This is a genomic window from Bifidobacterium simiiventris, assembly GCF_019331715.1.
Lineage (GTDB): Bacteria > Actinomycetota > Actinomycetes > Actinomycetales > Bifidobacteriaceae > Bifidobacterium > Bifidobacterium simiiventris.
This window is the reverse complement of record NZ_JAHBBG010000009.1, coordinates 16,885-35,797: the sequence shown is the minus strand read 5'-3', so window position 1 is coordinate 35,797 and position 18,913 is coordinate 16,885. Positions and strand designations below refer to the sequence as shown.

15 protein-coding genes and 4 tRNA genes are annotated in these 18,913 nt (G+C 64.7%); 6 read left to right on the top strand and 13 right to left on the bottom strand.

Annotated elements, in window-relative coordinates:
- Positions 1-119 precede the first annotated feature (119 nt).
- Entirely contained in the window at positions 120-1,004 is an 885-nt protein-coding gene (locus KIH76_RS08545) for a class I SAM-dependent methyltransferase (RefSeq protein ID WP_219070331.1), read from the bottom strand.
- A gap of 42 nt (positions 1,005-1,046) precedes the next feature.
- Positions 1,047-2,282: a lactonase family protein gene (locus KIH76_RS08540; protein ID WP_219070330.1), complete on the bottom strand. Its 1,236-nt coding sequence runs from the start codon at positions 2,280-2,282 to the stop codon at positions 1,047-1,049.
- Between the two features lie 178 nt (positions 2,283-2,460).
- Between KIH76_RS08540 and KIH76_RS08535 the strand changes: the two genes are divergently transcribed.
- Positions 2,461-4,305 (top strand): AMP-dependent synthetase/ligase, encoded by a 1,845-nt coding sequence (locus tag KIH76_RS08535; protein WP_214372356.1) that lies wholly within the window; start codon positions 2,461-2,463, stop codon positions 4,303-4,305.
- Positions 4,306-4,599: 294 nt separating this feature from the next.
- Here the strand turns inward: KIH76_RS08535 and KIH76_RS08530 are convergent.
- From KIH76_RS08530 to KIH76_RS08510, 5 genes are all read right to left on the bottom strand, one after another.
- Positions 4,600-4,672: transfer RNA gene (locus tag KIH76_RS08530), tRNA-Ala, on the bottom strand.
- A gap of 30 nt (positions 4,673-4,702) precedes the next feature.
- Positions 4,703-4,775: transfer RNA gene (locus tag KIH76_RS08525), tRNA-Val, on the bottom strand.
- 60 nt (positions 4,776-4,835) lie between these two features.
- Positions 4,836-4,907 (bottom strand) — tRNA-Val (locus KIH76_RS08520).
- Positions 4,908-4,957: 50 nt separating this feature from the next.
- Positions 4,958-5,030: transfer RNA gene (locus KIH76_RS08515), tRNA-Gly, on the bottom strand.
- Positions 5,031-5,161: 131 nt separating this feature from the next.
- Positions 5,162-6,355: a pyridoxal phosphate-dependent aminotransferase gene (locus KIH76_RS08510; RefSeq protein ID WP_214372358.1), complete on the bottom strand. Its 1,194-nt coding sequence runs from the start codon at positions 6,353-6,355 to the stop codon at positions 5,162-5,164.
- A gap of 293 nt (positions 6,356-6,648) precedes the next feature.
- Here KIH76_RS08510 and KIH76_RS08505 point away from each other — a divergent pair, with 293 nt between their 5' ends.
- Both KIH76_RS08505 and KIH76_RS08500 read left to right on the top strand, forming a co-directional pair.
- Positions 6,649-7,854 carry a DUF2974 domain-containing protein gene (locus tag KIH76_RS08505; protein WP_214372360.1) on the top strand — a complete coding sequence of 402 codons (1,206 nt, stop codon included), beginning with the start codon at positions 6,649-6,651 and terminating at the stop codon, positions 7,852-7,854.
- Positions 7,855-8,319: 465 nt separating this feature from the next.
- On the top strand, positions 8,320-8,970 hold the full coding sequence (locus KIH76_RS08500; protein WP_214372361.1) for a TetR/AcrR family transcriptional regulator: 651 nt from the start codon (positions 8,320-8,322) through the stop codon (positions 8,968-8,970).
- Positions 8,971-9,437: 467 nt separating this feature from the next.
- On the opposite strand, the gene KIH76_RS08495 is transcribed toward KIH76_RS08500, so the two are convergent.
- Positions 9,438-10,724, bottom strand: a complete 1,287-nt coding sequence (locus tag KIH76_RS08495; protein WP_219070329.1) for an Mbeg1-like protein — start codon at positions 10,722-10,724, stop codon at positions 9,438-9,440.
- Between the two features lie 121 nt (positions 10,725-10,845).
- On the opposite strand from KIH76_RS08495, the gene KIH76_RS08490 reads away from it, so the two are divergent.
- Entirely contained in the window at positions 10,846-11,619 is a 774-nt protein-coding gene (locus tag KIH76_RS08490) for a mechanosensitive ion channel family protein (RefSeq protein ID WP_214372739.1), read from the top strand.
- Positions 11,620-11,683: 64 nt separating this feature from the next.
- On the opposite strand, the gene KIH76_RS08485 is transcribed toward KIH76_RS08490, so the two are convergent.
- The 4 genes from KIH76_RS08485 to KIH76_RS08470 all read right to left on the bottom strand — a co-directional run bounded on the left by KIH76_RS08485 (position 11,684) and on the right by KIH76_RS08470 (position 15,632).
- Positions 11,684-12,823 (bottom strand): D-alanine--D-alanine ligase family protein, encoded by a 1,140-nt coding sequence (locus KIH76_RS08485; RefSeq protein ID WP_214372363.1) that lies wholly within the window; start codon positions 12,821-12,823, stop codon positions 11,684-11,686.
- 98 nt (positions 12,824-12,921) lie between these two features.
- Positions 12,922-14,028, bottom strand: coding sequence for an NAD(+) diphosphatase (nudC, locus tag KIH76_RS08480; RefSeq protein ID WP_219070328.1), 1,107 nt, complete (start codon positions 14,026-14,028; stop codon positions 12,922-12,924).
- A gap of 36 nt (positions 14,029-14,064) precedes the next feature.
- Complete coding sequence (locus KIH76_RS08475) at positions 14,065-14,919, bottom strand: alpha/beta fold hydrolase (RefSeq protein ID WP_219070327.1); 855 nt, start codon at positions 14,917-14,919, stop codon at positions 14,065-14,067.
- Positions 14,920-15,005: 86 nt separating this feature from the next.
- Entirely contained in the window at positions 15,006-15,632 is a 627-nt protein-coding gene (locus tag KIH76_RS08470; RefSeq protein ID WP_219070326.1) for an NUDIX hydrolase family protein, read from the bottom strand.
- A 242-nt stretch (positions 15,633-15,874) separates the two neighbouring features.
- On the opposite strand from KIH76_RS08470, the gene trxA reads away from it, so the two are divergent.
- Positions 15,875-16,222, top strand: a complete 348-nt coding sequence (gene trxA, locus KIH76_RS08465; RefSeq protein ID WP_214372368.1) for a thioredoxin — start codon at positions 15,875-15,877, stop codon at positions 16,220-16,222.
- A gap of 67 nt (positions 16,223-16,289) precedes the next feature.
- Here trxA and KIH76_RS08460 read toward each other — a convergent pair whose 3' ends face one another.
- Complete coding sequence (locus tag KIH76_RS08460) at positions 16,290-17,519, bottom strand: ROK family protein (protein WP_214372369.1); 1,230 nt, start codon at positions 17,517-17,519, stop codon at positions 16,290-16,292.
- A 418-nt stretch (positions 17,520-17,937) separates the two neighbouring features.
- On the opposite strand from KIH76_RS08460, the gene KIH76_RS08455 reads away from it, so the two are divergent.
- The gene (locus KIH76_RS08455) at positions 17,938-18,852 is read left to right on the top strand and encodes a DMT family transporter (protein ID WP_236036937.1); all 915 of its coding nucleotides are present in this window, start codon (positions 17,938-17,940) and stop codon (positions 18,850-18,852) included.
- The last annotated feature ends 61 nt before the right edge of the window (positions 18,853-18,913 follow it).

The window sequence follows — 18,913 nt, the reverse complement described above, 5'->3', positions numbered from 1 at the left end:
ACGCCGCCGCCCGCCACCATCTTGCGGTTGCACACGCCGATCCCGACCGCAACCGATGCGCAACCAGCGGTTGCATCGGCGGAATTCTGCGGTTGTCGGCCGGGTCGGTGTCGGCTCGGTCATCGCACGTGGATACGTTCGCTGGCGATCATGGTGACGTTGTCGTCGGTGAGGATGCCGTCGACCGACCGCGCGTCGAAGATCGCGTCGACCCACGCGCGGTGCGCGGGATACGCCGGGTCGGTCGGCAGCGGGCTGTGCGAGTGCGAATCCATGTAGGCGCGCCACGATGCGTGCGTGTAGCGGATCGGGTTGGGGAACCGGCGGATCGTCGGATGCGTGAAAAATGCGGCGGCCGTTTCGCGAAAGTGCCGCGCACTGACGCCGATGTCGGCGGCGTCGCCGTCCGAGACGGCGGTTGCGCCGACCGCTTGCGACGCGTTGGCGGAGTCGGCAGGACCAGTCGTGTTGCCGCCGCCGGAAGACACCCCCGGCACGTCACGGTCCACGCCGCGCATCATCGCCGAATCGAACGACGTGCTGTTGTAGATCGATATCAGCAGGAACGATTCGCCTCGGCTGACGCGCGCGCATTCAGCAAGGAACGCATCATGGTCGAACCAGTGCAGCGCCTGTGCGCAGGTGATCGCGTCCACGCTGCGATCGCGCAGTCCGGTGCGCTCGGCCGTGCCGTCGGCCACCGTCACGTTCGGATACGGCCGGACGGCGTCGGCCAGCACGCCGCGCATGTCGGCGTCCGGTTCGACCGCCGCAATCTCGTATCCGAGCCGGGCCAGTGGCACCGTGAACTTGCCGGTTCCCGCACCGATGTCCGCGATCCGCGCACCGTCCGGCAGCAGCGAGGCGATGTGTTGCATGGCCGCGTCCGGGTATCCCGGCCGCGCACGGTCGTAGGCTTGCGCCTTGCCGTGGAATTTGGTCTGGATTTCGGACGGCTGTCGCGTAGACGGTTCCGTTGACGACTCCGTTGATGGTTCAGTCACGATGCATCCTTTCCTCACCTGTTCAGGCAGCGGCTCGCCCGATCACAGCGGCAAGATCGTCGTCGGCGAGCCGACCGAAACGTTGCCGAGCAGGACCGGCTCGCCGTTCGCGGCGATGCGGAAGACGGTCAGGTTGTCGGTGATTTCGTTGGCGGCAACCAGATATCGGCCGATCGTGCGCAGATGCCGCGGACGGCTGCCGCCGCTGGGGATGCCGCGACCGGTCCAGCCGGGCGTATCGGGCGAGGCAAGACGTTGCAACCGTTCGCCGTCCCAGCGCAAGGTGACGATGCGTTCGGAGCCGCGCAGACCCACGTACGCGAATCCCGGATATGCCGATGCGATCGCGGCCTGACCGTCAGATTCAGCGCCAGCATGTGTTTCAGCATCGCTGGATGACGCCTCGGCGAGCGCGGCGTCCGGCACATACGCCAGCGATGCGGCCTGATCGAGATCGTCGCCGCCGAGGTCGACGGTGTGCAGCACTTGCAGATCGCCATCGTTCGCATCGCACCCCAGCAGCGTGACCGTATCACCCCATTCGTCCACGACGGCGACCCGCAGCAAACCGTCACGACTCGGCAGGATGTGCATGTCGCGCGGGCCGGTTCCGGGCGCAAGCATCACTGCACCGACGCGCACCAGCTCGCCGTTGTGCCAGCGGTGCACGTATACGCGGTCCGCACCCAGGTCAGTGGTGAGCACGCGCCCGTCCGGCAATGGCAGGATCCAATGCGCATGCGGCCCGTCCTGCGCCGGCAGCGGCCCGCGGCCTTCGCCGTGCAGGTGCTGTGTTGCCGCCTCGAGCGAGCCATCGTCGCCCACCGGAAACACGCTGACCGTGCCGCTGACATAGTCGGCGGTGACCGCATGCCGTTGATCCCGGTCATCGACGGCTATGGCGACGTGGGTCGGGCCGTCGCCGGGAACCGGCATCCGCGACACCAGCGAGAGACGCACCTGCCGGACTGCCGGATCCGTGGACGTGCCGCCGGGCACAGGTTCAGCGATCGTTGCATTGTCCGCTTCGATGCGCAGCGCCGCCAATTCGTTGCTGTTTTCCAGCACCGCATACACCATGTCCCCATCACGCTCCAGCCACGACGGGGACGGCACATCGGACAGCAGACCCCGGTTCTTGGCGTCGAGCCTGCCGGCTGCCGCGCCGCGATTGTCTGCCGCGCCGTCGACCTGCAACGAGTACTGTTCGATGCCCGGGCTATGAGACCCCTGCAACGCGCCAAAGCCTCCGACCAGTATGTCAAACTCATCAGTCATGGCTACCAGTGTAGATCCGGTATCTGCCGACCGTCCGGCAACGGCGAACCGACACACCCGACGGCATCTTCCCGCATGACAGGCCGCCGTCATCGGCGTGTCGCCGGGCGAGGACGGTCACATTCCGCATGTTTCCAATGGCCGTCACGATGTACTGCATCGGTGCCATGCTTGAGCCATGACAGTCAATTCCACCACCATCGTCAAAGAGTTCACCAACCCGCTCAAGGAACCCATCGACGACGATATCAATCTGTTCGATTTCCTCGACCGGCGCGCCCAACGCGATCCGGACGGTTCCACCGTCGAATACAAGGCCAAGGATGAATCCGGCAAGGACATCTGGAAATCGTTCTCGGCCGCACAGTTCCGCGACCTGGTGATCGAGCTCGGCAAGGGCCTGATCGCGCTCGGCGTGCAGCAAGGCGACGCCGTGTCCATCGTCTCGCACACCCGCTGGGAGTGGACCGCGCTCGACATGGCGATCATGGCGGTGGGCGCGCTCACCGTGCCCGTATACGAGACGAACTCCGCGGAGCAGGTCAGCTGGATCTTCAACGATTCCGAGGTCACCATCGCGTTCGCCGAGGACGATGGCCAGCGCGACAAGGTCGAGTCGGTGCACGCGCAGGTGCCGACGCTGCGCAACGTGTTCATGATCGAGGCCGGTGCGCTCGACACGCTGCGCGAATACGGCAAGACCGTGTCCGACGGCGAGTTCTGGGATCGTAAGCGCTCCGCTCACGGCGATGACCTGGCCACGATCGTGTACACGTCCGGTTCGACCGGCACCCCGAAGGGCGTGGAGCTGACGCACCGCAACCTCGCATTCCTGTGTCTGTCGGCCATGCAATACATGCCGCGCGCCTGTGCATGGCCGGATCGCCGTCTGCTGCTGTTCCTGCCGCTGAGCCATGTGTTCGCGCGGTTCATGGAACTGCTGAGCTTCTGCGGCACGCTGACGCTGGGTCTGAGCTCGAACATGAAGACGATCGTCAAGGATTTCGAATCGTTCGGGCCGACGCTGCTGCTGGCGGTGCCGCGCGTGTTCGAGAAGGTGTACAACGCGGCCTCCCAGCGTGCGGGCAGCGGGCTTGCGGGCAAGATGTTCCTGCGAGCGGCCGACGTGGCGCGCGAATGGTCGAAGGCCGAGCAGGCCGGCGAGAAGCTGGCGTGGAACAGGCGGCTGGCGCACGCGTTTTACGAGCGCGTGGTGTACCGCAAGATCCGCACGATCTTCGGGCCGAACGCCGATTTCGCGATCACCGGCGGCGCGCCGATGGACGCCGACCTGTCGCACTTCTTCAACGGCATCGGTATGCCGCTGCTCGAGGGGTACGGCATGACCGAGACCTGCGGCCCGGTGTGCGTGAGCCTGCCGGAGAACAACCGCATCGGCACGATCGGCATGCCGATGAGCGGCGTCACGGCCGGCATCGCGGATGACGGCGAGCTGTGCGTGCGCGGGCACCTGGTGTGCCGCGGCTATCACAACCATCCCGAGGTCACCGCCGAGCAGATCGTCGACGGCTGGCTGCACACCGGCGATCTGGGCGATATCTCCGAGGACGGGTTCATCTCGATCACCGGACGCAAGAAGGATCTGATCATCACCGCCGGCGGCAAAAACGTCTCCCCCGGACTGCTGGAGGCTGCGGTGATGACCTCGCCGGTGGTGAACCAATGTCTGGTGATCGGCGACCGCAAGCCGTTCGTCGCGGCGCTGGTGACGCTCGACCTGGCCGACGCGAACGCGTGGCTGGAGTCGCAGGGCGCGAAGACCGAGCCTGATCTGGCCGCGCTGGCCCGCAACCCGATCGTGCACGCCGAGGTGGAGCGCGCGGTGAATCAGGCGAACGACAGCGTGTCGCGCGCCGAGTCGATCCGCAAGTTCGAGATCCTGCCCGACGAGTTCACACAGGACAACGGCATGCTGACGGCGAGCCTGAAGACGCGACGCGCGCAGATCGTCAAGCATTACCGCGAGCTGATCGACACGGTGATCTACGCGCCGCGAAAGTAGGATGACGGATGCGCGCCGATCAGCAAGCGTCCGCTTTCCGCCGGACCCCTCCCCGTTCTCGCGGTAAACGGACGCTGCCGGCATGGTGCGCGTCCGTTTCCCACTAGGATCCTTCCCGTTCTAGAGGAAAGTGGACGCCACCGCGGCTCCCAGCGTCCGTTTCCCGTTAGGGTCTGCCCGTTCTGGCAGTAAACGGACGCTGCCGGCACCTCAAGTGTCGGGTTGCCGCCAGGATCCGCAGAAGATGTCCGCAAAACGCAAGAAGGGCCTGCCCGAAGGCAAGCCCTTTGTCTGTGGAGCTAAGGGGATTCGAACCCCTGACCCTCTCCATGCCATGGAGATGCGCTACCAGCTGCGCCATAGCCCCAAAATTCACCCGCGGCAAACCACGAGATCGTGGGTGATGTAGGAATCGAACCTACGACCCCTTCCGTGTGAAGGAAGTGCGCTAGCCGCTGCGCCAATCACCCAGTCGCACGACCAGACTCGCGTCCGATCCAATCGGTCAACAGTCTCCTGCCGATCAATCGTGGGCGATACAAGATTCGAACTTGTGACCCCTTCCGTGTCAGGGAAGTGCGCTACCTCTGCGCCAACCGCCCGGGTCTTCGCTCCCGTAGCGCCGAATCGCTTCGACACCACGAAAAACTAGAGCGGACAACGGGACTCGAACCCGCGGTCTCAACCTTGGCAAGGTTGCGCTTTACCAACTAAGCTATGTCCGCAATCTGTCGCCGTGAGGCAACAGATGGATAATCTACACGAACCCGATGCCAGACGCAAATCCCGGCGTGTCGCCCGGAATTCCGCGGCATCATGTGGCACGCCACACTCGATGCCCGGCACCCCGAAGCCGTCAGGCCTTGCCGTACACCTCGCGTGCGAACCGTTCGAGCGCCAGGATCGAACGCTTCACCTTCTCCGTGTCGATGCAGTACGCCATACGGAAGTAGCCGGGCACGCCGAAGCTCTCCGACGGCACGAGAATCAGGTCGTACTCCTTGGCCTTCATGCAGAACGCGGTCGCGTCCTCCTCGAGCGCCTTCGGGAAGATGTAGAACGTGCCGCCGGGGCGCACCACGTCGAATCCGATCGAGGTGAGCGCGTCGTACAGCAGGTTCATGTTCGTCTCGTACACGCTCAGGTCCGAGGTCTCGTCGAGCACCTTCTCCACCGCGAGCTGCATGGTCGAGCTCGGGCAGTTGTGGCCAGTGCCGCGCGAGATCTGGCCGCACATCGGCACGATGAGCTCGGCGTCGGTGGCGCGAGGGTTGACGGCCACGTAGCCGATGCGCTCGCCCGGCAGCGAGATCGACTTCGACCACGAGTAGCAGGTGAGCGTGTTGTCGTAGAACTTCGCCGGATACGGCTGCTCGCCGCCGTCGAACACGATCTCACGGTACGGCTCGTCGCTGATGAGGAAGATGTCGTGGCCGTATTCGGCCTGGCGTTCGCGCAGCAGGTCGGCGAGGCGCTGGAGCGTGGCGGCCGAGTACACCGCGCCGGACGGGTTGTTCGGTGTGTTGATGAGCACGGCCGCAGTCTGGGGGCCAAGCGCCGCCTCGAACGCGTCGAAGTTGATCTGGAAGTTCTCGGTGTCGGCCGGCACGACGGTCAGGTGCGCGCCGGTGCCGTTCACGTACGGCTGATATTCGGGGAAGTACGGCGCGAACGTGATCACCTCGTCGCCGGGCTTGGTCACCGCGCGCAGGGCGTGCGCGAGCGCGCCGGCAGCGCCCGTGGTCGGGAAGATGTAGTCGGCGGTGTAGTCGGTGCCGAATCGGCGGTTGAGGTTGTCGGCGACGGCCGCGCGGAACGATGGCAGGCCGAGCGACGGGCTGTAGCCGTGCAGTTTGACCGGTTCAGCGGTCTTGTACATGTCGATGACCGTCTTGGTGAAGTCAGGCGGGCACGGCACGCTCGGATTGCCGAGACTGTAGTCGAATACGTTGTCATAGCCGATTTCCGCGCCACGGGCGGTCGCGTATTCGCTTAGGGTTCGGATCACGGACTTGCCGCCGAGCATCGCCTTGTATTCTTCGTTGATCATATGCAACCTCCTCGTGCTGCCTCGCAAACGTTCGCGGAACGACGTGCCGTCATACCAGCCATGCGCCGGCAACGGCCACAGCCCGATGCCGCGCCGTTCCCGCGTATGGTTCCGTTTCTACCACCGGCATGGCACATCCGCGCCGCAACACTCCAATTTCACGCGGTTCGTCGGATCAATCCGCCGATTTTCGCGCGGGTTCGCCTGCAGCGAGACCGTCATTCACTATGATTTTCCTAGGAGGCCCGCACAGCAGACACAGCGGAACCGGCCCGTGGCGAAGGAGGTGCGCGATGGGCAACATCACCGATTACGCGCGCACCGAGACGCGTGGTTTCGCGACGCGCCCGTTCTGCGCGGCTGACGCGCTCGCGCTGGCGATCCTTGTCTACGACGACGTGCCGGACGACGTGCCGCACCTGGCCGACGAGTTGCACCGCTACGGCACGTTCCGCGACCGCCTGCAATCGTTCTCCTTCCGCCATCCGATCACGTCGCTGCACCACCTGAACCATCCGCCGTTCGACGGCATGACCATCGAACAGGCCGACCGCGAACTGCATCAGGGCCAGGTCGTCAGCGACCACGACGTCAACGCGATCGCACTGGTCAGCCCGCAGCTCACGCACGATTTCTATCGCACATGCGCCGCCAATCCGCGGTTTTCCGGCATCGTCATGGGCGCATACGCCGCGGAGTTCAGCGCGGACCGGCAGACGCAGTTCGCCGCGCTGACGTACCGGCTGCCGGACGGCACGCTGGTCGTCTCGTATCGCGGCACCGACGACTCGCTGGTCGGCTGGAAGGAGGACTTCAACATGTCCTTCCAGTATCCGGTGCCGGCGCAGGTGTCGGCCGCGCAGTACCTGCGGCAGGTCGCCGGACTGTGGGACGGGCCGATCATCCTGACCGGACACTCGAAGGGCGGCAACCTGGCCGTGTACGCGGCGATGAACGCGCCGGACGACGTGCGCGAGCGGGTCGTGCGCATCTATTCGCTGGACGGGCCGGGATTCCCGGCGGATGTGGTGCACGGATACGAATACGGCACGGTGAAGGACCGGATCGTCAAGATCGTGCCGGATTCGTCGATCATCGGCATGATCCTGGAGACGCCGGAGAAGTGCACGGTGGTCAAGTCGGACGTGGAGGGCGTGATGCAGCACTTCGCGTTCTCATGGCAGATGTGCGGCGGCGAGTTCGTGCAGGTGGAGGATCTGGCGCACAGCTCGAAACTATTCAACGAGTCGCTGAACCGTTGGATGGCGGGGCTGAGCCAAGAGCAGCGCGAGCATGCGGTGGACGCGCTGTTCGCGGTGCTCGAGGCGAGCGGCGCGAACAACATCGGCGGGATGATGGCGGCCGGCGCGAAGGCGATCCCGGATATGCTCGGCGCGTATGTGGGCCTGAGCCCGGAGGATCGGCGCAACATCACACAGGCGATGATGATCCTGTTGCAGGCCGCGCTGGCGCGCAACACCAAGGTGTCACGGCGCTAGTATTTTGTCGGATTTAATGTGATGGATCTGACGCTCCCTCAGTCAGCCTACAGCTGACAGCTCCCTCAGCCGAGGGAGCCAAGAATAGCAATGCGTCAGTTAAACCCGAGAAACCACTAGGTACCTCTGCCTGTATCGATCGAGGCACGACACGTCATTGCGTCATTTCGAGCGATGCGAAGCACACCCTGTCTGAGCCAAGCAACGCACGCCTTGTCATTTCGAGCGAGGCGAAGCCGAGTCGAGAAATCTTATGGATGTCCGTTCGAAAGATTTCTCCGCTCGCTGCCGCTCGGTCAAAATGACAGATAGGTCTCACTGCCGATCACTATAGACACGTTGTCCAATAACGGTGTATCATATCTGGTCAGACACCTTGTCTAGACAGACTGTCTAGACACTTCGGCCAATAATCACCATGCCGGGCAAGCTCAGCCCGCGCCGCATCTCATCCAAGGAGCCGCCATGCCTCGCCCACGTCGCGATTCCGAAATCCTGCCCGCCAAGGAACGCATGGAGAACGCGTTCTGGGACCTCCTGGCAGACCGCGAATACCACAAAATCACCGTCACCGACATCGTCCACGAGGCCGGTGTCAACCGCAATTCGTTCTACTACCACTACAGCAGCCTGCCCGAGCTCGCCGATTCGGCCATCATGCACGTCGTGCAGGAAGCCAAGCCGGCCCTGCCCACGCCCGACTCCGACCCGGACGCGACATGGCGCGAGAACATGACCAACCTCATGCAGTCGCCCGAACACCGCGAGCGCCTCGACCGGCTCGCGCTCATCGCCGGCCCGCACAGCTCGCCCGAACTGGTCGATTCGCTGCGCGACTTCGGCCGGCTCACCATCATCCACAGCCTGCAACTGCCCGAGCACATCGACCTGAAAACCGATCTCATGCTCGACTTCACGGTCGGCGGCATGCTCGCCGTGCTCAGCCGCTGGCCCGATCTACGCGACACCGTGGAACTCGGCGACCTGCTCAACGAGGACGTGGCCGTGCTCGCGATGAGCATGTGCCTGTCGCTGTCGCGCGCGGACCTGCTCAGCTACTGGCACCGTATCTTCCGCAACAACCTGCCGTCCGCATCCGCCGGTTCCGACGCCTGACGCCCGGCGAGCCGTCATTCCCTCCCGGGCTTACGGCCGGTTCCGCACCCTCAGCCGGGCTTACGGCCGGTTCCGCACCCTCAGCCGGCCGTAAGCCCGGGAATGAACCCTCAACCGCCATCATCCCGCGCACCCCTCCCGGGCATACGGCCATTCAAAGCGCCAAAACCGGCAGTATGCCCGGGAACAAACACAGAATCAGCGGGCATCCTGCGCACCCCTCCCGGGCATACACCCACAGTGCGCACACTCCTCCCCGGGCATACGGCCGCCGAAAGGGGTGGAACCGGCCGTAAGCCCGGGAACACAGTCCGAGAACACACCCAACCAGCATTACCCCGCACGTATCTCCCGGGCATACGGCCATTCGAGGAGGCGGAACCGGCCGTATGCCCGGGAGGAACATGCCCGGGAAGGAACAACTGTGCCGCGCGCATATGTTTCCGCCCGTAAGACCGAAGGTCCAGTCAGCGCTGGGCGTCATGCTGCACCAGCGATCGCATGGCGCTGGATGGCAGCCCTTTGAGCACCGAGGTGATGAGCTCGCGGGTCTTGCGGTCGGTGCTTGTCGCGGCTATGAGGATCTTCGGCAGAGCGTCGGTCCAGTTCGCTGCCAGATCGGCGAAGTTCGTGTATCCGGCAGCGGCGACGACGTCGTACACCTGATCGATGGTGACCTCGCGCTGCCGCTGGTCGACGCCGGCCAGCCACGTACTGATCGTGCGGTCCGCGAACTGCGCGCCGGAGGTCAGCTCGGACGCGGTGACGAACCGGCCGTCTTCGACCTGCCAGCTACCGCCCATGTGCTGCAGGATGCCGATCGCGTCGGCCTTGACGATGGTACGTCCAAGACCGCCGTCATCGAGCAGCATACCGATGACCGATGCTTCCGGCACGGTTTTGCTGATGCGGTCGAATACGGCACGATAGGCGGGCGACGCGGTGATGGCCGCGTCGAATCCCGGACCGTCGTGGCTGAAGATGCGCGCGATGCGCGGCATGACAATCCTTCCATCGGCATCACTACGGCTCTTACGGACGTCATCGCCGTCTCGGGCACCATCATCGACTCCATGACAAGCATGATCAGGAAATGCCACGTTCCGTTTCGGCGCAAACGTATCGTTGTCATTCGCAGCATCATCAACCATGCGCATGGCCGCGTAGATGGCCATGTTGCCGCCTTTGGAATGGCCGCCGACCATCAGCCGCGCCGGCACGGCCCCCGGCACCCCTGCGGACCGGTCCGCAATCGACCGCAGGTACTCGGCGGCCGACCGTTGCGCCGGCACCGGGCATCGCACGGCCATGTTGAAATCCTCTTTCCATCCGATCAACGTGCCGTCCGTGCCGCGGAATGCCACGTACAGCAGCGCCCCGCCCACACCGTCACAGTCGGTCAGGTCGAACGTCATCGCGGCGAACTGCGTCTGATCTCCGGCGTCCAGCTGTTCGGCATACTCTCCCACGCGGATGCCGCGGTATCGCGGCGATTCGCATACCGCACGCAACAGGCCGAGCCGGTATTCGTTGACCGAATCCGATCCGGTCGTGAACATGGTCGGGTAATCCTCGGCACGCAACGCGGTACCCAACGGCACGCTCGCCACGGTTTTCGCCGCGCCGAATCGCGGCACCGAATCCGGCATATGGATGTACGCAAGTTCGGACAGCACCAGCGAATCGACCTCGTTGAACGGCAGCTCGCCGAATCCCCGGAAATTTGTGCGAGCATTATCGAGAATATTGCCCATGCTTTCATGGTAGTCACAGATTCCGCCGCATGGGCCGGCTAGGATGAAGGCGGACATGCGATGGAAACCGACAGGACGGGAGCGTGCGATGAGCGACACGGCTGATGCGGGGCTGGACATGATGAGCTTGATGATGAAGTGGCTGGCGGCGAACGCCGGCAAGATCATCTTCTTCGTGGTGGTGCTCGCCGCGGCGTGGGTGGTGGTGAAGGTGGTCAGCAAGGTGCTGCGCAAGGTGCTGAACCATACGAACATGCCGAGCGCGTCGATTTTCATCAATATCGTGCGTGTGCTGATCTGGGTGGTGGCCGCAACGATCGTATTGAAGCCGGTGTTCGGCATTGATCCGACCACGCTGATGACGGCGCTCGGCGTCGGCGGCATCGCGGTGTCACTGGGTTTGAAGGACACGGTGGCGAATGTGATCTCGGGATTCGGACTGATGCTCGGACGGGTGATCCAGCCGGGCGATCTAGTGACGGTGGCCGGCACGACCGGCGTGGTCAAGGACATCACATGGCGGCAGACCGTGGTGCGCGAGCGCAACGGCAACGAGATGGTGATTCCGAATTCGGTGCTCAACACGGCGTCGTTGGAGAAGCTGACGCCGGTGAACGAAGGATTGGTGACGGTGCCGTTCACGGCGAAGGCGGGCAGCGATGTCAAGGATGTCGAGCGGCGGATCGTCGAGGCGGTCAAGCGCGGCACCGTCGACGTGGCGACGGAAGGAACCGTGCCGATCGTCAAGTTCACGGGATTCTCGCCCTATGGCATCGAAGGGCAGGTGCTGGTGTTCGCCAAGCCGGACCTGCTGCTGTCGACCGCACGCGATGCGGCCGCCCGCGCGCTCACGGACGTCGACGCCCTTGAGCAGCGTGCCGCCGTCGGCGCATGATCCGTTTACGGCGAGGCCCCGTGTTCTGACCGGAACACGGGGCCTCGCCGTCAAGCGCCGCGAATCAGCGCAGTACGCCTTCGATGAGGGTGGTGATGAGGTCGGTGTAGCTCACGCCGGTGGCCTCCCACGCCTTCGGGTACATGGAGATCGGCGTGAAACCGGGCATGGTGTTGATCTCGTTGATCATCACGTCGCCGTCCGGGGTCACGAACGTGTCCACACGGCTCAGGCCCGCGCCGTCGACTGCCTTGAAACCGCGCACCGCGATCTCGCGCACGCGCTCGAGCAGTTCGTCGGGCAGGTTGGCCGGCACCTCGACGTGCGAGGCGCTGGCGTCCATGTATTTGCTGTCGAAATCGTAGAACTGGTCGTCGCCGCCAGCGCGCTTGTCGAGCACGATCTCGCCCGGCCAGCTGGCCTTCGGCTCCTCGCCGGCCTTCGGGCACAGCACCGCGCATTCGATCTCGCGCGCGTCGATGCCCTGTTCGACCAGGATGCGCCAGTCGTGGTGGCTGGCCTCGAACACGGCGGCGGCGAGTTCGGCCGCGTCGCCCTCGTGCTCGACCTTGGTCACGCCGAAGCTGGAGCCGGCGCGCGACGGCTTGACGAACAGCGGGTACTGAAGGCCCGCCGCCTCGACCTGCGCGAGGATGGCCTCGCCGTTCGCCGCGAACTTGGTCGCCTGGTCGAAGCCGCGCGCGTCGAGCGTGATGCCGGGCGCGACCGGGATGCCGGCGGCCGCCAGCAGCACCTTCGTGTAATGCTTGTCCATGCACGTGGCGGACGCGAGCACGCCGCAGCCGACGTACGGAACGTTCATCATCTCGAACAGGCCCTGGATCGTGCCGTCCTCGCCGAACGGACCGTGCAGCACCGGGAACACGGCGTCGATGTGGCCGAGCGATTCCAGCGTGCCGTCCGCGTTGCGCGCGAAGAAGCCGTCCTGCCCGAGCGCCACGTCGAGCACGACGTCGCGCGAGGAGGCGGTCTTCTCGACGGTCGGCAGCGCGGAACCATTCAGATCCCAGCCGCGCGGGTCCTCGCCGTCCACGATCCACTGGCCGGCCTTGGTGATGCCGACCGGAATCGGCTCGAACTTGTCGGTGTCGAGCGCCTTCAGCACACCGGCGGTCGAGATGCAAGAGATCGAATGCTCGTCGGCCTTGCCGCCGTACATTACCACAATGCGCTTCTTGGTCATGTTCTTCCTTTACCGTTCCATGGAACAATACTGGGGCATAAGACTACTAGCCCCGATGGTCGTGCCGCGCAACGGTTCCCACGCTTCGTCTCGAGTCTTCACAACTCGCGCCCGTACCACTCCTCGATCATGTACCGAGCGATCGTGGCCTTGCCCGGCGCGACCATGCGGCCCGTCACGAGTTCGTTCGTGTATTCGTCACGCGTGACCCACCGCGCGGTCATCGTCTCCTCGCCGTCCACGTGTACGTCGACGGTGACGGCCTGCGCCTTGAACGCCATCATGAGCGAGGCGGGGAACGGCCACGGCTGCGAACCGAGATACTTGACCGCGCCGAGCGTCAACCCGACCTCCTCCTTGGCTTCGCGGCGCACCGCGTGCTCGAGGTTCTCGCCTGCCTCGACGAATCCCGCCGACACCGAGTACAGCCGCGAGTCCTTCCATGCGACGTTGTGCTGGAGCAGCAGCCGATCGTCGCCATCCACGATCGCGGTGATCACGGCCGGTTCGACGCGCGGGAACAATAGTCGGCGACCGTCGGCGTCGTTCGTGCAACGCTGCGCCCAGCCGCCCATCGCCGTTTCGACCGGCGCACCGCAGGTCGGGCAGAACCGCTGGCGCGTGTGCCAGATGCTCAGCGAGATCGCACTCGTGGCCTGGCCTGCCTCGCGAGCGGTGGCGTGCGGCGCGAATCCGCGCAGATCGACCCAGTCAAAGCGGGTGACGGCCTGTTCGAGCAGACTCGGTTTGGCGGACGGACGGGACGTCGATTCGTCGTCGTGTTCATCGAACGCATCGTCCGCGCCGGTTCCGGCAGAGTCGGGGACCGCAGCCGGTGATTGACCGGCCGGCGTGGCCGGTTCGACGCGGGTGATGTCGATGACGATGACGTGCTCGTTGCGTTCGCCGCCGTAGCTGCCGAGGAACATGGCGACGGCGGCCGGGTGGGATGCCAGTTCGCTGCGAACGTATGCGCCGGGCAGTGTTGCAAGTCGCATGCGCACGTTCTCATAGTCGACGATGCCGCCCTGTCCTTTGGGAACGGCAATACGGCCGCCGCGCGTGAGGATGACCTTGGTGCTCGGTTCGTTCAGCAGCGAGTCGATCAGGCCGTCCTCGCCACGACGTTCGGTCTGATAGTCGATGTCGCCCTGTGCGAGCGGCAGGAATGGAAGCGCCTGGGTCAGCGCCAATGGTGAAAACATGAAATCAGACTTCCTTTCGCAATCACCGACGGTCGTTCACAAGGCCCGTCGCATCAGCGATACGAGCGCGGCGGCCACGGTGTCCGGGTGCTCGACCGCGCTGAAATGGCCGCAGTCGTCCACCAGCGTGTAGGCCGTCTCCGTGCCGGTCATCGCGTCAGCAATCGAACGCATGCGCGTCTCGTCGGCGAACGGGTCCTTATCGCCGCAGACCACGGCGGCAGGCGCATTGACAAGCGGCAGCTGGTCGTTGAGGTCGGGCCGACCTGCGGCCATGCGCTGCCGCCATGCGATGCCCTCCGGACGCTGCTCGCGGATCCACCGTGCAAACAGCGCCTTGCCGGCCTCGGACCGCTTGAAGCTCGAATCGGTTTCGTCCGCATCGGCAAAGTGCATGACCGGCTCGACCGACTGCGAACGCTCGCACGTATCGGCCACGCGCACGCGGTTCGCCCGTTGCGCCGGCGTGTCCGCGTCACCCTTCGTGTCGCACATCGCGAATCCGGCCACCGCGCCCGGGTGCCGACGCTGGATGTCGAGGATCACATAGCCGCCCATCGACAGTCCAGCCCACACCGCACGCCGGTAACCGGCCTTGTGCAGCAGGCCGACGTACGCATCGGCCAGCAGGTCAAGCGCATGATCGTACGCGCCGTCCGCGGCACGGCCGCCCGACTCGGCGTCACTCGGAATCGGCCCTTCGCCGGCACCGGGCATATCCGGCGCCCATACTGCGAACGCTGGCATGCCGGCCGCGTCGGCCTGCCGGATGATCTCGGCCGCGCAGTCGTCCCACATGCGGTGGTCGACCGGGAACGCGTGGACGAGCACCAGCGGTGCCGCTGAGCCGTTCCCCGCACGGTACACGTTGTTCTTCAGTTCAATCGTCATGACATATCGCCTTGATTCAGTAATCCCGTATCAGTAATCCCGTATCATCCTGCGCGTGCCGTGCATCCAGTACGGCGCTCAGCAGTTCAGTCGCCCAGCCAAGCCAGTGCGCGGCGCACGATGTCGCCATGACCGTTGACCATCTGTTCGATGAACGTGTCCATCACATCGCTCGACGGATCGACCCATTCCACGTCGAGTGTCTCGTCCTGAGGCTTACAGTCGCCGGCGATCGGCACCACGTAGCACAGCGCGATCGCGTGCTGACGCGGATCGTAATACTCGCTCATGCCGGGCGTGGGGAAGAACTCGGCCACACAGAACGGCTGCAGGCTTTGCGGCAGCACCGGCAGCGCGATGTCGCCCAGATCCTTGGCCACGTTGCGGGCGATCGCCTCGCGCAACGTCTCATGGAACAGCACACGGCCGGTGATCAGCGTGCGCTCGATCGACCCGTCGTCGGCCACGCGCAGTAGCGAGCCGACCTGCGCGACACGGCCGAGTTCGTCGGTGCGCACCGGCACGATCTCCACGTACGTGATCGGTATCTGCCGCCGCGCCCGCTCAATGTCCGCACGGCCAAGCCATCCGGGTGGGTTGCCGTGGCCCGTGCCGCGGATGAAATCCTCAGGCGTGATGTTGTCGAACTCGCCGCGGCGGCGTCCCGCGTCGAAATCGCCCTCGTCGGGCACTTCATCATTCAAGACTGGCATACCCTCATTATCACCCCGGCCGCGTAACGGAACGCGCATGTTCGGGCGCGTCGGCCTGGTTTCGCAGGGCCCGCACCGTTCGAGTGCCGGGGTTCCTGCCGGATTCGGCTCACAGTGGAAGTTGTTCCGCTCTGCTGAGATGCTGGGGTTCAACTATTGTCTGTTATGGAAACGTTCGCGGGCAGCGTGCTGGTCCGGCATGACGGCTGCGAGCAGGAGTTTGGATAAGGGAAGGATCGAGCATGGCGACCGTCGCGCTCAACACGCAGGATTTCGAGAAGACGCTGAACGACAACGAGCTGGTGTTCGTTGATTTCTGGGCGACGTGGTGCGGACCGTGCCGCGCGTTCGGCCCGATCTTCGAACAGGCCAGCAACGAGAACCCGGATATCGTGTTCGGCAAGGTGGATATCGACGCGAACCAGGATCTGGCCGCGGCGGCCGGTATCCAGGCGGTACCGACGCTGCTCATCGCGAAGAACGGTCAGGTCGTGTTCAAGCAGGCCGGCGCACTGCGCGCCTCCGATCTCGACGATCTGATCGAGCAGGCCAAGAAGCTCGACGTGTCCGCGGCCGACGACGCGCAGTGACATAGACGGGCAACGGTTTTGCGGCATGGCAAGCGGCCGACCATACTTTGGTCGGCCGCTTTCGTATTCACTCGACGGTGAGGAAGCGCATCGGGTTGTGCACGAGGTTGTGCAGACCCATCACGGCCGCGCCATACATGGCCGGATGCCCGGTCAGTGGCGGGAACATGAGCTTGACGCGCACCACGTCGCGGGCGAGGATCTGCGACTGCACGCGTCGTTCGAGGTCGGCGCGCAGGTTGTCACCGAACTCGCTCCACAATCCGCCGACGATCACATTGCTCATGTCGACGATGTTCACGGTCGACGCGATCGCCGCAGCCATCGCCGCCATCGCGTCCTCAACGGCGAGCACGGCGGTCGTGTTGCCGCCATGCCACGCGGCGACCAACTGCCGCGGTAGGTCGGTGCCGGCCGCGTGATCCGCATCGGCCAGGCCGGACGCGATCATCACCGCGCGCCGTCCTGCGTACATTTCCAGGCATCCGTGACGTCCGCACCGGCATCGTGTGCCGTGCACGTCGACGCACATGTGGCCGATCTCGCCGGCGAACCCGTGGTCGCCGCGCACGACCTGCCCTTCGCGAACGTATGCACCACCGATGCCGACATCCGTGGAGACATACACGAACGAGTCGGACGACGCGACCGGCCAATCCTCCGCCGGGCGCTGCGTCGCGTATCCGGGGATCTGCGCGATCGCGGCGAGCGCGGCCTCGTTGTCGGCCACCGCACCGAGCCGTTCGATCACCGCATACCGGTTCAGGTCGATGTCGCGCCAACCGAAGTTGCGCGCAATGAGCAGACGGTTGCCGGTGGACACGAGTCCGGGCAGCGCCAGCTGGGCGCCGGCCACCACATAGCCGTCGTTGGCAAGCTGTTCCTCGACCGGCCGCATCATCTCGTCCAGTTTGGCAAAGATCTCGTCGGGATTCACGTCGTCCATTGCGCGGTCGTGCCAGTCGCTGGCCACGACGGAGCCGTCGAGGTCGAGCACGGTGTAGCCGTAGCCGTCAGTGTTGATCTGCATGCCGATGCCGGCCCAACGGCCCGGACGGAACGCGAGCGGCGTGCTCGGCCGGCCATATGACACACCGGCGGCCGGCTCAAGCTGGCGGATCACCCCGTTCTTGAGCAGGATGTCGCTCAGCAGCGAGAGCGTGGCTTTCGTCAGACCGGTCTGTTTCGCAAGTTCGGCGCGGCTGAGCGGCGTGCGGGACCGGGCCATCGTGGACAGCACCACGGACAGGTTGTGGTTGCGCAGATCGTCCTGATTGATGCTTTTGGACACCGGCATCGGGGCCGCCTCCTTCCTCGCAAGCGCACTGGGTTGCGCATGATAACGTATGCAACACGGTACACCGCATCGCTTCGTACAATGATTTTACTATATGTTCGCGGCGTGTCGTCCTCCCTGTGCGCGCATCCGAATCCCCTCTCATGCAAACGCGCGTATGCGCAACGGCCACATCCGCATCATCCAATGCCCCCTCAATGCTCCCATCACATCGCATGTAACCCGAAAACCCCATCTTTCGAGCCGAATTTCACCCCATGCAAACGCGCGTATGCACAGGCAGCGGCAGCCGACACGCACATCACCGCGCATCCGCCGATTGACCGTGCGCCACACTAAGCTGTTGGCGGGTTTATCGATGTCTGTCAACCGGCATCGATACCCGCAACCATCGGCCACGCAAAAGGAGCATCCGGCAATGACGCGCAAGTTCCAGCTCTCCCCCACCATCGGCAAGCTCATGCTGCTCGCATGCGCGATGCTCTGGGGCGGCAGCTACCCGACCGCGAAGGTCGCGATGACCGTCGTCCCGCCGCAGTGGCTCATGGCCATCCGCCTGTTGGCCGCCTCGCTCATCATGTTCATCCTGTTCCGCAAACAGATCACGCCGTATCTCAACCGTCACATCATCGTGCCCGGCCTGCTGGTCGGCGTGACGTATTGGGGCACGATGTGCAGTCAGACGGTCGGTCTGACCATGATCGAACCGGGCCGCAGCGCGTTCCTGACCGCCGCGTACTGCGTGATCGTGCCGTTCACGTCGTGGCTGCTCATGAAGCAGCGGCCCACAATCCGCAACATCGTGGCCGCCGTGCTGTGCCTGACCGGCGTGGGCTGCGTGTCGCTCAGCTCCGGATTGGGCGGCATGTCGATCGGACTGGGCGACCTGCTCACACTGCTGTGCGCGATCGTGTTCTCGTTCAATCTGGTGTGGCTGGGCAAGTTCGGACGGGTGATCCACCCGGTGGCGCTCACGTTCGCGCAGTTCATGACGGCCGGCACGCTGTTTCTGATCGGCGCGATCGTGACCGAGCCGGCACCGTCCGCGACCTGGCTGCGGCCGAGCATTCTGCTGTGTCTCGTCTACCTGTTCTTCGGCGCGACGATGACCGCACAGATCATGCAGAACGTCGGACTCAAGGTGACACCGCCCTCCCAGGCGTCACTCATCATGTGTCTGGAGACGGTGTTCAGTCTGCTGTTCTCGGTGCTGTTCTACGGCGAGCGCGTCGAGGCGGCGGCCGGCATGGGCTTCGTGCTGATCTTCTCCGCGATCCTGTGCTCGCAGATCCATCTCAACGGCCGCATGCTCGAACGGCTCTCGCGCCGATAGCCGGCGGGCGAGTCGCGACGATCGCCGACGCGACCGATATCGTCCCGCCCCCATCGTCCCG

What these genes read in the sequence shown, in the direction of transcription:
- KIH76_RS08540 (WP_219070330.1), bottom strand. Translation starts at nt 2,282, where the DNA reads ATGACTGATGAGTTTGACATACTGGTCGGAGGCTTTGGCGCGTTGCAG.
- KIH76_RS08535 (WP_214372356.1), top strand. Translation starts at nt 2,461, where the DNA reads ATGACAGTCAATTCCACCACCATCGTCAAAGAGTTCACCAACCCGCTC.
- KIH76_RS08510 (WP_214372358.1), bottom strand. Translation starts at nt 6,355, where the DNA reads ATGATCAACGAAGAATACAAGGCGATGCTCGGCGGCAAGTCCGTGATC.
- KIH76_RS08505 (WP_214372360.1), top strand. Translation starts at nt 6,649, where the DNA reads ATGGGCAACATCACCGATTACGCGCGCACCGAGACGCGTGGTTTCGCG.
- KIH76_RS08500 (WP_214372361.1), top strand. Translation starts at nt 8,320, where the DNA reads ATGCCTCGCCCACGTCGCGATTCCGAAATCCTGCCCGCCAAGGAACGC.
- KIH76_RS08495 (WP_219070329.1), bottom strand. Translation starts at nt 10,724, where the DNA reads ATGGGCAATATTCTCGATAATGCTCGCACAAATTTCCGGGGATTCGGC.
- KIH76_RS08490 (WP_214372739.1), top strand. Translation starts at nt 10,846, where the DNA reads ATGAGCTTGATGATGAAGTGGCTGGCGGCGAACGCCGGCAAGATCATC.
- KIH76_RS08485 (WP_214372363.1), bottom strand. Translation starts at nt 12,823, where the DNA reads ATGACCAAGAAGCGCATTGTGGTAATGTACGGCGGCAAGGCCGACGAG.
- nudC (WP_219070328.1), bottom strand. Translation starts at nt 14,028, where the DNA reads ATGTTTTCACCATTGGCGCTGACCCAGGCGCTTCCATTCCTGCCGCTC.
- KIH76_RS08475 (WP_219070327.1), bottom strand. Translation starts at nt 14,919, where the DNA reads ATGACGATTGAACTGAAGAACAACGTGTACCGTGCGGGGAACGGCTCA.
- KIH76_RS08470 (WP_219070326.1), bottom strand. Translation starts at nt 15,632, where the DNA reads ATGCCAGTCTTGAATGATGAAGTGCCCGACGAGGGCGATTTCGACGCG.
- trxA (WP_214372368.1), top strand. Translation starts at nt 15,875, where the DNA reads ATGGCGACCGTCGCGCTCAACACGCAGGATTTCGAGAAGACGCTGAAC.
- KIH76_RS08460 (WP_214372369.1), bottom strand. Translation starts at nt 17,519, where the DNA reads ATGCCGGTGTCCAAAAGCATCAATCAGGACGATCTGCGCAACCACAAC.
- KIH76_RS08455 (WP_236036937.1), top strand. Translation starts at nt 17,938, where the DNA reads ATGACGCGCAAGTTCCAGCTCTCCCCCACCATCGGCAAGCTCATGCTG.